Below are 1,600 nucleotides of genomic sequence, written 5' to 3'. Positions count from 1 at the left end.
CCAACCCGTCGGTATGCGGCGAGACCGTGACCGTGTGCGCCACCGTCACCGCAGTCGCACCCGGCAGCGGCACCCCCACCGGAACCGTCACCTTCACCGGCCCCGGCGGACTGAACACGACCGTACCCCTGAACGCAGGCGGCACGGCCTGCGTCACCACCAGCAGCCTCACCAGCGGCACGGTCACGGCCACCTACAACGGCGACGGATGCTTCTCCTCATCGACCGACACCTTCGACGTGACGGTCAACCAGGCATCGAGTGCGGTGTCGGTGACCGTGGAACCCAACCCCTCGGTATGCGGCGAGACCGTAACGGTGTGCGCCACGGTCACCGCAGTCGCGCCGGGCAGCGGCACCCCCACCGGAACGGTCACCTTCACCGGGGCCGGGCTGAACACGACCGTACCCCTGAACGCAGGCGGCACGGCCTGCCTGACCACGACCACACTGGAGACCGGCACGGTCACGGCCGTCTACAACGGTGACGGATGCTTCTCCTCATCGACCGGCACCGCACCGGTGACCGTCAACCAGGCCTCCAGCACGGTATCGGTGACGGTGGAACCCAACCCCTCGGTATGCGGCGAGTCCGTAACGGTGTGCGCCACCGTCACCGCAGTCGCACCCGGCAGCGGCACCCCCACCGGAACCGTCACCTTCACCGGCCCCGGCGGACTGAACGAGACCGTGACCCTCGACGCGGGCGGCACGGCCTGCCTGACCACGACCACACTGGAGACCGGCACGGTCACGGCCGTCTACAACGGTGACGGATGCTTCTCCTCATCGACCGGCACTGCACCGGTGACCGTCAACCAGGCCTCCAGCACGGTATCGGTGACGGTGGAACCCAACCCCTCGGTATGCGGCGAGTCCGTGACGGTGTGCGCCACCGTCACCGCAGTCGCACCCGGCAGCGGGACCCCCACCGGAACCGTCACCTTCACCGGCCCCGGCGGACTGAACGTGACACTGGCCTTGGACGCCGGCGGCACGGCCTGCCTGACCACCAGCAGCCTCACCACCGGCACGTACTCGGCCACCTACAACGGCGACTCCTGCTTCGCCGGCTCCGACGGTCTCTTCGACGTGACGGTCAACCAGGCCGCCAGCACCACCACCGTGTCGGTGACCCCCAACCCGTCGGTATGCGGCGAGACCGTGACGGTGTGCGCCACGGTCACGGGAGCGGCCAGCGGCACCCCCACCGGAACGGTCACCTTCACCGGCCCCGGCGGACTGAACGAGACCGTACCCCTGAACGCAGGCGGCACGGCCTGCGTCACCACCAGCAGCCTCACCAGCGGCACGGTCACGGCCGTCTACAACGGGGACGGATGCTTCTCCTCATCGACCGGCACCGCACCGGTGACCGTCAACCAGGCGGCCAGCACCACCACCGTGTCGGTGACCCCCAACCCGTCGGTATGCGGCCAGTCCGTGACGGTCTGCGCCACCGTCACCGCAGTGGCACCCGGCAGCGGCACCCCCACCGGAACCGTCACCTTCACCGGCCCCGGCGGACTGAACGAGACCGTACCCCTGAACGCAGGCGGCACGGCCTGCGTCACCACCAGCAGCCTCACCAGCGGCACGGT

General features: G+C 69.7%; 1 protein-coding gene. It reads left to right on the top strand.

The window, feature by feature from the left end:
* On the top strand, nt 1-1,600 hold a 1,600-nt coding region (locus ACFY04_RS25465), incomplete at both ends, for an Ig-like domain repeat protein (RefSeq protein ID WP_389119865.1).

The sequence above is a fragment of the Streptomyces sp. NPDC001549 genome (assembly GCF_042894025.1).
Classification (GTDB): domain Bacteria; phylum Actinomycetota; class Actinomycetes; order Streptomycetales; family Streptomycetaceae; genus Streptomyces; species Streptomyces kutzneri.
Note: the sequence above shows the minus strand (reverse complement) of the source record. Positions and strands in the feature narration are given on the sequence as shown.